10 protein-coding genes are annotated in these 8,165 nt (G+C 74.9%); 7 read left to right on the plus strand and 3 right to left on the minus strand.

Features of this window, described 5'->3' with window-relative positions; all coding sequences use genetic code 11:
- Window positions 1-1,325 (minus strand): BTAD domain-containing putative transcriptional regulator (locus tag AB0K09_RS25355; protein WP_366067691.1); only part of this gene is annotated, 1,325 nt, incomplete at its 3' end.
- Between the two features lie 296 nt (window positions 1,326-1,621).
- Here AB0K09_RS25355 and AB0K09_RS25360 point away from each other — a divergent pair.
- Window positions 1,622-1,822 (plus strand): hypothetical protein, encoded by a 201-nt coding sequence (locus tag AB0K09_RS25360; protein ID WP_366067692.1) that lies wholly within the window; start codon window positions 1,622-1,624, stop codon window positions 1,820-1,822.
- 21 nt (window positions 1,823-1,843) lie between these two features.
- Window positions 1,844-2,956, plus strand: coding sequence for a site-2 protease family protein (locus AB0K09_RS25365; RefSeq protein WP_366067693.1), 1,113 nt, complete (start codon window positions 1,844-1,846; stop codon window positions 2,954-2,956).
- 28 nt (window positions 2,957-2,984) lie between these two features.
- Here the strand turns inward: AB0K09_RS25365 and AB0K09_RS25370 are convergent, their stop codons facing one another.
- Window positions 2,985-4,355, minus strand: coding sequence for a deoxyribodipyrimidine photo-lyase (locus tag AB0K09_RS25370; RefSeq protein WP_366067694.1), 1,371 nt, complete (start codon window positions 4,353-4,355; stop codon window positions 2,985-2,987).
- 143 nt (window positions 4,356-4,498) lie between these two features.
- Between AB0K09_RS25370 and AB0K09_RS25375 the strand changes: the two genes are divergently transcribed.
- From AB0K09_RS25375 to AB0K09_RS25395, 5 genes are all read left to right on the plus strand, one after another.
- A complete protein-coding gene (locus tag AB0K09_RS25375) occupies window positions 4,499-4,969 on the plus strand; it encodes an SRPBCC family protein (RefSeq protein ID WP_366067696.1) in 471 nt (156 codons plus the stop codon).
- A gap of 126 nt (window positions 4,970-5,095) precedes the next feature.
- Window positions 5,096-5,695 carry a GTP-binding protein gene (locus tag AB0K09_RS25380; RefSeq protein WP_366067697.1) on the plus strand — a complete coding sequence of 200 codons (600 nt, stop codon included), beginning with the start codon at window positions 5,096-5,098 and terminating at the stop codon, window positions 5,693-5,695.
- An 84-nt stretch (window positions 5,696-5,779) separates the two neighbouring features.
- Window positions 5,780-6,370, plus strand: a complete 591-nt coding sequence (locus tag AB0K09_RS25385) for a hypothetical protein (protein ID WP_366067698.1) — start codon at window positions 5,780-5,782, stop codon at window positions 6,368-6,370.
- A 147-nt stretch (window positions 6,371-6,517) separates the two neighbouring features.
- Entirely contained in the window at window positions 6,518-7,399 is an 882-nt protein-coding gene (locus AB0K09_RS25390; protein ID WP_366067699.1) for a helix-turn-helix domain-containing protein, read from the plus strand.
- A gap of 72 nt (window positions 7,400-7,471) precedes the next feature.
- Complete coding sequence (locus AB0K09_RS25395) at window positions 7,472-7,705, plus strand: hypothetical protein (protein WP_366067700.1); 234 nt, start codon at window positions 7,472-7,474, stop codon at window positions 7,703-7,705.
- 10 nt (window positions 7,706-7,715) lie between these two features.
- Here the strand turns inward: AB0K09_RS25395 and AB0K09_RS25400 are convergent.
- A partial coding sequence (locus AB0K09_RS25400; RefSeq protein WP_366067701.1) for a peptidoglycan-binding domain-containing protein occupies window positions 7,716-8,165 on the minus strand: 450 nt, incomplete at its 5' end.

Raw genomic sequence — 8,165 nt, forward strand, 5'->3', positions numbered from 1 at the left:
AGGTGGGCGCCGGCGAGGTCGACCATGCGGGTGCGGCTGGTGACCAGGGCGGCGCAGCCCTCGGTGCCGGGCAGGAGCGGGCGGACCTGGGCGGCGTCGCGGGCGTCGTCCAGCAGGACGAGGACGCGACGGTCGTTCAGCACCGAACGGTACAGCGCCGAGCGGGAGTCGAGACTGCCCGGGATACGGCTGTCCGGCACGCCCAGCGCGGAGAGGAAGTCGCCGAGGACAGCGTGCGGGTCGGACGGCCGGGCGTACGAGCCCCCAAGGTCGACGTAGAGCTGGCCGTCCGGGAAGTGGTGGCGGGCGGCGTGGGCGACGTGCACGGCCAGGGTCGTCTTGCCGACGCCGCCGAGGCCCGCCAGCGCCGAGATCGCCACGACCTGTCCGTCGTCGGCGGTGGCGAGATCGTCGACCAGTTCGCGTACCACGCCGTCGTGGCCGGTGTAGTCGGGGACGGTGGCCGGGAGGTGGGCGGGCCGGACGAACGGTGCGGGCAGGTCGCTGCCGTCCCGTCGGTGGGGGCCCGTCAGCCCGGCATCGGCCTGGAGGATGCGCTGTTGCAGCTCGGAGAGCTCGGGGCTGGGATCGACCCCGAGTTCGTCGGCGAGCAGCCGGCGGGTGTCGGCGTAGACGGCGAGCGCCTCGGCCTGCCGGCCGCCGCGGTAGAGCGCGAGCATCAGCAGCTCGCGCAGCCGCTCGCGCAACGGGTACGCGGCGGTCAGCGCGGTCAGTTCGGAGACGACATCGGCGTGCCGGCCGGCTTCGAGGTCCAGCTCCAGCCGTCGTTCCAGGAGCCGGAGGCGCCACTCCTCCAGCCGGGCGCGCTGGCTCTCCGCGTACGGGCCGGGCAGGCCCGCCAGTGGCTCGCCGTCCCACAGGGCCAGGCATCTGCCGATCAGCGCGCGTGCGGCCTCGCGGTTCCCCGATGCGTACTCCTGCTCGGCCTCCTCCGCGAGCCGTTCGGCGACGGCGAGGTCAAGCGCGTCGTCTGCCACCCGGATCACGTAGCCGCCCGCCTCACTGACCAGGGCGCCGGCGTCGGCCCCGAACACCTTGCGAAGCCTGGAGAGATAGGTACGGGTCACGGCCAGCGCCTGGCTCGGCGGTTCCTCGCCCCACAGCCCGTCCACCAGCTCGGCGCTGGTCACGACGCGCCCCGCGCGGCACAACAGCGCGGCGAGCAGCGCCCGCTGCTGCGGACTCCCGACAGGCAACGGAACATCGCCGCGCCAGGCCCGCACCGGGCCGAGCACCGAGAAGCGCAGCCGTCCGTCGTCCACCGCCACCCCCTCTCCCGAACACGGTAGCAACGGCGGTGACATGCGCGTATATCGATCGTATATCTCCGGGTGACAGAGTCGGCTGCTGACAGTCTCTGCGGCTTGCCCAGTCCGGAGCTGGCACGAGCAGGACGAGCCCCGGGGGCCGGCACCCCCGGGGCCCTGCTCCATTCTTCCCCCAACTCTGTTGTCTCAGAAGTCTTTTGGGCTACCGTCGTAGTCGTCGCCACGTTGCCGCGAGCGGACCGGGCTCCCCATGCCACGAGCCGTCGACGGCCCCTTGCCGCGCGTGCCGGCGTTTCCGGACTGGGCACGTCCGCAAGGAGAAGAGGGCTGTCATGCAGGCATTGAGTCCATCGGCGTGGCTCGTGGCCGGGGTCGTGGTGACCCTGGCCTATTTCGTTCTGGTCGCGTACCTCGCGAGGGCGCTGCGGGCGACACAACGGCTCCCCATGGTGATCGCGGCCATGACCGGCCTGGTGGGCGCGCTGCCCGCCATCCTCTACGCCCTGTACTACGCGTTCGGCGCGGTGGCGTGACGACTGTCGGATGATGGAGGCATGGGCGGCTCGATTCCCCTGGGAAGCTTCCTCGGCATACCGCTGCGGATGCACTGGAGCGCGCCCGTGCTCATCGTCTTCCTCGGCGTCGGCCTCGCCGGCGGGACGCTGCCCGCCTGGGTGCCGGGGCGGTCCACCGCCGTCTACGACACGGCCGGGCTGGCGGGCGCCGTCCTGCTCACGGTGAGCCTGCTGCTGCACGAGGCGGCGCACGCGGTGACCGCCCGGAGGGCCGGGATCCGGGTGCTGGACATCACCGTGTGGGGTCTGGGCGGCGTCACCCGGCTGGGCCGGGCCGCCACGCCCCGCACCCAGTTCACGGTAGCCGTGGCCGGGCCGCTGGCCAGTGTGGCGCTGGGCGGCCTGGGGATCGGGGCCGGCTTCGGCGTCGACCGCCTGCTGCACTGGCCGGTGGTCTCGGCCGTGCTGGTCTGGGCGGGCGGCGCCAATCTGCTGCTGGGAGTGTTCAACCTGCTGCCGGCCGCCCCGCTGGACGGCGGGCGGATCGTGCTGTCGGCCGTCTGGTGGCGCTCCGGCGACCGCTCGCGAGCACAGCGCGTGGCCGGGCGGAGCGGCCAGGTCGCCGGCTTTCTGATGATCGCCTTCGGCTGGGCCGAGCTGACGCGCGGCCTGAACAGCGGCCTGTGGCTCATGCTCATCGGCGGCTTCGTCAGCGTCTCGGCCCTGGCCGAGGTGCGTCAGTCCGTGGTGCTGGCGGCGCTGGCCGGGGTACGGGTCGCCGACGCGATGACGTCCCCCGCCGTCGCCGGACCCGACTGGCGCACGGTGGAGGACTTCCTCGCGACGGAGATGGCGCGGACCCAGCGCCCGGCGGTCCCGGTGTTCGACTTCGAGGGGCGCCCGAGCGGGGTGGCCGAGCGGTACCGGCTCATGGCCGTCCCCGCGTCGCGGCGCTCCGAGGTCCGGGTACGGGAGCTGGCCGTGCCGCTGGCGCAGTGCACGGTCGCGACGCCCGGGGAGGACCTGGTCGAGGTGCTGGACCGGGTGGTCCCGACGCCGCACATGGTGATCCTCGTCGTGGAGGACGGGCACCTGATCGGGACGGTCACCGGGGAGGACATCACGCGCGTCGCCCGCCGCCGGCTGCCCTGACCCCGTACGGTCCGGGGGCCGGAACCGGTCAGCGGCCGCGCGCGGCCCTGAAGCGGGCCAGCCCCTCGGCGAGGCCGACGACCGGGGCCGGATAGCCGCTGCGGCCCCCTTCCGCGCCGGGCCGCTTCCGGGGTTCGTGCAGGGCCGGGCCGGGCACGCCGGCCAGTTCGGGCACCCACCGTCGCACGTAGGCGCCGCCGGGGTCGTACCGCTTGGCCTGGAGGAGGGGGTTGAGCACGCGCTGGGGCCGGGTGTCGGTGCCCGTGCCGGCCACCCACTGCCAGTTGAGCTGGTTGTCGGCCACGTCGCCGTCGGCCAGCCAGTCGAGGAAGTGACGGGCGCCGACGCGCCAGTCCACGTAGAGGGTCTTGGTCAGGAAGCTCGCGACGATCAGCCGGCCCCGGTTGTGCATCCAGCCCTCGTGCCGGAGCTGGCGCATGGCGGCGTCCACCACGGGATATCCGGTGCGCCCCTCCTGCCAGGCCCGGACGTCCCGGTCGGCGGCGGGCCCGGTGCGCCACCGGTCGTCCCGGGTGCGGTAGTCGGCGCGGGCCGCGGTGGGGCGCGCGGCGAGCAGCTGGTGGTGGAAGTCGCGCCAGCACAGCTGCCGGACGAACGCCTCGGCGCCCGGGCCGCCCCGCTCGCGGGCGCGGTGTACGAGCTCGACGGCGGAGAGGGTGCCGAAGTGCAGGTGCGGGGAGAGCCGGGAGGTGGCGTCCGCGGCCAGGTCGTCGTGCAGCTCGTGGTAGCGCGGCAGGCCGTGCCGCAGCCAGGCGGCCAGCCGGCGGCGGCCCTCGCGCTCGCCGCCCCGGGCCAGCCCCGGCGAGGTGCCGGCCACCTCCGCGCGGGAGGGCGGCTGCTCCGAGCCGATGCCGTCCGGGACGCGGATCGTGCGCGGGGCCGGCTGGACGTCGCGCATCCGCTCGCGCGCCCAGCGCCGGTGGTAGGGCGTGAAGAGCGCGTAGTGGTCGGAGGTGCCCGGTACGACCGCGCCCGGCGGGAGGGCGGTCGTCACGGCGTCGTGGACGTGCAGCCGTGCCCCCGCCGTGGCGAGCGCCGCGCGCAGGAGCGCCTCGCGGCGCTGCGCGTACGCGCTGGCCCCCGCGGACAGGTGCACGTCGGCCGCGCGGGCCTCGGTGACGGCCCTCGTCACCTCTTCGACCACGTCTCCGGAGCGCACGACCAGCCGGCCGCCCCGCGCGCGGAGCCCGGCGTCGAGGTCGGCCAGGCAGTCGGCGAGGAACGCGCGGCGGTTGGGCGGGGCGAAGCCCGCGGCGTCGATGTCCCGGTCCCGGACGAACAGCGGGACGACCTCCCGCCCGGCCGCCAGTGCGGCACGCAGCGGCGGGTGGTCGTGCAGGCGCAGGTCACAGGTGAAGAGGACGACCGCGGCAGGCACGCGCCCACGGTACCGAGCGCAGTCGCTCGCGCACGGAACGGACACGCTCGCTCCGCGCCGGCGTCCCCCGGCGCGCACGCCCCCGCGGTCAAGGGGGAGCCTGGAAGAAGGAGGATCCGGCTCCGGTGAGAGGAGGCGTGGCGATGAGCACGCTCAAGGAAGCGGTGGAGGTCGAGGTCCCCGTCGGCACCGCCTACAACCAGTGGACGCAGTTCACGGAGTTCCCCCGCTACATGAAGGGCGTCGAGCAGGTCAGACAGCTAGACGACCGGCACAACCACTGGTCGGCGAAGGTCGCCGGGCTCCGCCGGGAGTTCGACACGGAGATCGTCGACCAGCTGCCGGACGAACGGATCACCTGGCGCGTCACCGACGGCGCGACCCGGCACAGGGGCACGGTCGTCTTCCGGCCCCTGGACCCGCACCGCACCCGCGTGGCCCTCGTCATGGAGGTCGAGCCCCACGGCGCGGCGGAGAAGGCCGCGGACCGCGCGGGGCTGGTCGGGCGCCTCGTGAAGAGCGATCTGCGCCGGTTCAAGACGTACATCGAGCGCCGCGGGCACGAGACCGGTGCCTGGCGCGGCCGCATCCGGCCCGGTGAGCACCCCGGCTGAGACCCGTGGACGCCCGGACCGCCCCGAGCGCCGGTCGCGCGCCTGTGCTCCCCCGGCGCGACCGTGCGCCCCGCATCGCCGGAGCCGGCCGGGGCAGCCGCTCGGAAGGACCTACGGGAGGCATCCATGGCCGGGAACCGGACAGGGAACGGCGGCGCCCATGCCGTCATCGGCGCGATCGGCGACGCCGGGCACGGCAAGACCACGCTGGCCGCCGCCATCGGGAAGGCGGCGGCGAAGTCGTACCGGCAGGACGCCCGGGCGGTGGAGAGCATCGTGGAGGCGGCGGGCCGGACGGTCGGCGAGGTCGCCGTGCACAGCGCCCACAGCGCCTACGCGACGCCCGAGCGGCACTACACCCACTTCGACGCCTCGGCGGCCCATGTCGAGGACCTGCTGCGCAGCACCCGGCTGGACGGCGTGATCCTCGTCGTCTCGGCCCCCGACAGCGTGCAGCCCCGCACGCGGCGGCACCTGCGGCTGGCCCGTACGGCCGGTCTGCGGCACCTCGTGGTCTTCCTCAACAAGTGCGACGCGGTCGGCGATCCGGCGGTGACCGACCGGACCGAGCGGCAGGTCCGCGAGATGCTCCGGCAGCAGGGCCTCGACGGCGCGCGCGTTCCCGTCGTACGGGGCTCGGCCCTGCGCATCCTCGGCGGCGACCGCTCCTGGGAGCCGTCGGCCGTCGAACTGCTGGAGGCCCTCGACTCCTGCGTCGGCGGCTGAGGAACGGCGCGAATCCGCCCGGACACGGCAGCTCCGGCAGGGCAACGTGGAGGCCGATCACGTTCCCGGCGTACGGAGGACCGCATGACCGCGCGTACCGTCATCTCCCGCACCCTGGCGGCCGTTCCGCTCGCCGCCGCGCTGGGGCTCGCCCTGCCGGCGCTCCCCGCCGCCTCCGCCCACTCGGCGGACCGGACCGGGGCGCGGCTGTCACTGGCCGAGCTGACCGAGCGGGCGACGGCGAAGGTCCGCCCGGACCATCCGCAGGCCGTGCTGATGGTCGCGGAGGGCGACGCGCCGGCCGGGCCGACGCGGGACATGAGCCGGGTCTCGCACTGGCGGTTCGTCTTCAACGACCGCGGCAACTCCTCGGCCGAGGTCAGCGGGGACCTCGACGGCACCCTGGGCCCGGTGCGGGTGCACGGCAGCCGCTGGGTGGGCGCGCTGCCGATCGAGGAGAAGGTCACGATGACCCCCGCCGAGGCGTACGCCCGGCTCACGGCGGCCGGACACGGCGACGCGTTCCGGTACGTCTCGCTGGTCAAGCCGATGGGCACGCCGCCGTGGCGTCTGCAGTACCACTTCTCCCACCACCCGGGCGGCTGCGACGGCTACGCCGTCTTCGTCACGGACGGCGGCACGGCCCCGATCTGCGGGGCCGCGTCCGCGGGTTGATCCGCCGGCGCCCGGGACGCGGGGGAGGCGCCGGTACCGCTGAGGTTTACCGGACATCTCCATCACGCGCGGTACGCCCCGCCATCCCCTTGTGTTCTACGGTCGTTGCCCGGCCGCTTCCGGCCGGAAGGCCGTGGGAGGGGAAGGATGACGACCGCACTCGCCGGGGCGCGAACGGTTCCCGTGGAGCTGGAGCTGGGGTCCGCGCGCCTGTCGGTTCTGCGTTTTCCCGCGCTGCCCGCCTCCGGCGTTCCCGTGTACGGGACATGGCAGCTGGTCCTGGTGGCCGGCGGCCCCCTGATGCTGCGCGGCCCCCGCGGCGCCACTCGGCTGGCCCCCGGGGATCTCGTGCTGTGGGACGCCACGGAGTCCTTCGCGGCGGCCGTGCTGATGGACGCCGGCGTGGCGTCCCGGGCGATCGCCCTGCACCTTCCCGACGGCTCGCTGCCGCTCCCCCGGCAGGTCCTGCGGGGCATGGCCGGGCGGAGGGTGCCGGCGGACAGCGGGCCGGCGGTGCTCCTCGCCCAGCTCCTCGAAGGGTTCGCGGAGGACGCGGATGCACCCGGCACCTCGCAGGCGGGCTGGCTGGGGCGTGCGGCGGTCGATCTGGCACTCGCCGTCCTCACCGGTCCGGCCGGTCCGGCCGGCGGTTCGCCCGAGTCGCGGCAGACGGCCCTCCTCCGGGGGATCAAGGCGTACATCGACGGCCATCTCATGGACCCCGGCCTGTCACCGGTACGGATCGCCCGGGGGAACCACATCTCGGTCCGCTATCTGCACCACCTCTTCCGCCAGGAGGACTCGACGGTCAGCCGGTACGTCCGCGCCCGGCGGCTGGAGCGCTGCCGGGCCGACCTGGGCGATCCGGTGCTGGCCGGGCAGAGCGTGGCGACGATCCGGGCACGGTGGGGCTTCTGCGACGCGACGGTCTTCAGCCGCGCCTTCAAGCGGGCGTACGGGATGACGCCGAGCGAATACCGCAGAGGCGGGACCGGCGGCGCCCGATGCGGTGTGGCCCCGATCGCGTGACGCTTCCGCGAACGCCTCCCCCGGGACGGGCCGGTCCCGCACACTGACCGGACACCGAGCTTGGAGGCAGACATGGCGGGATTCCTCGGCCGGGCCAAGGAGCAGGCCCAGAGCGCCCTCAACCAAGGCAAGCAGAAGGTGGACGAGGTCCAGCAGCAGCGCGCCGGCAACGACCTGCTGAAGAAGCTCGGCGCGGCCTACTACGCCGAGCGGCGCGGATCGGGCACGCCCGAGGCGACCCAGAAGGCGCTCAGCGCCCTGGAGGCCCACATCGCCGCGCACGGGGACGGTTTCCTGCGCGGGTGAGCCGCGCGCCTCAGCCGCGCAGCGCCGGCCAGGTGTCCTTGCCCACCTGGCCGTCGGCGTCCAGGTGGTGCGCCTTCTGGAAGCGCTTGACGGCCGTGCGCGTGTCGGGGCCGAAGTCGCCGTCCACCCCGTGGGGGCCGATGTCGTAGCCGCGCGCCTTGAGGATGCACTGCACCTGGCGTACCCGGTCCCCCTTGTCGCCGTACTGCGTGAGGGCGGTCCCGGAGTAGTGGCGGCAGGACTTCCACGGCGGCGCGGGAGCCGGCTTCTGCGGAGGCTGCGGCGGCTGCGGAGGGGCCGGTGGCTGCGGGTCCGGGGGCCGGGGAGCAGGGGCCGGTGGCGGGGCCGGGGGTTGCCCGGGCGGACGCGGGTCGGAACGGTCGCCGGGCGGCGGGGCGGGCTCCGGGCCGCCGGTCCCGCCGGGCGCGGGAGGCGCGGGCGCGGGATCCGCTCCCGGCGG

Source organism: Streptomyces sp. NPDC049577, assembly GCF_040675635.1.
In the GTDB taxonomy this organism is placed as follows: Bacteria; Actinomycetota; Actinomycetes; order Streptomycetales; family Streptomycetaceae; genus Streptomyces.